This is a genomic window from Aureibaculum luteum (genome assembly GCF_003449015.1).
In the GTDB taxonomy this organism is placed as follows: domain Bacteria; phylum Bacteroidota; class Bacteroidia; order Flavobacteriales; family Flavobacteriaceae; genus Aureibaculum; species Aureibaculum luteum.
Window position 1 is genome coordinate 1 of the sequence record NZ_QRGD01000042.1, and the last position, 701, is coordinate 701.

General features: G+C 31.0%; 1 protein-coding gene. It reads right to left on the reverse strand.

Going from position 1 to position 701, the window contains the following annotated elements:
* On the reverse strand, positions 1-701 hold a 701-nt coding region (locus tag D3P13_RS21795; protein WP_117885824.1), incomplete at both ends, for a HEPN domain-containing protein.

Here is a 701-nt window from a genome sequence, read left to right on the forward strand (position 1 = left end):
TCTAAAAAGTCAATTAATACATTGGCTCTCTTGTATATCTTTTCAACTTGCTTTTTGCTTATTTTATAATTAAGGGCGTAACGGGATTTACTATACGCTTTGTTTAGTTTGTTCAAAAGGTTTATTTGCCTTTTGTTTTTCTTTGAGAATATATTTCCAAATACAGGATTTACCTTCCCAACAAACATTTGATGGTCACTTATCAAATGCCCTGTAAAACTTGCACCCATTAAAAAATGCTCCGCAGCTATGAAGCTCTGCTCTATGGTTTGATGTAACATAAAGGTTGCTTGTCCATAATTGCCTTGACTTAAAAATAAATCAGCTCCTTTTTTAAAGGCTGATATTTTATGCTTTCGTTTTATAAAGTTTAATCTTGCTGTTTTTATAACCTTAGAGAAATCTATTTTGTTAAATAGCCAGTTCTTATCATAGCTATTATGACAATAAACAAGTCTATTCTCAAGGCAATGGTTCAAAAAGAATGTATTCCCATTGTTTGTTTCATTTTGAATATAATGGAGTGTAAAGAACTTTGCATAACAGTCTGGGTATTCTTCAATACAAGCATCTAAAACTGCTTTAGTACTTTCTTTGAATCGCTTTGCCATATCTTCTATAATAATAGTAAACCGATATTTGAAAGGAGTGTTTTTCTCTCCTAAGGTCAAATAAATTTGATTTACATTGACACCCTTTAC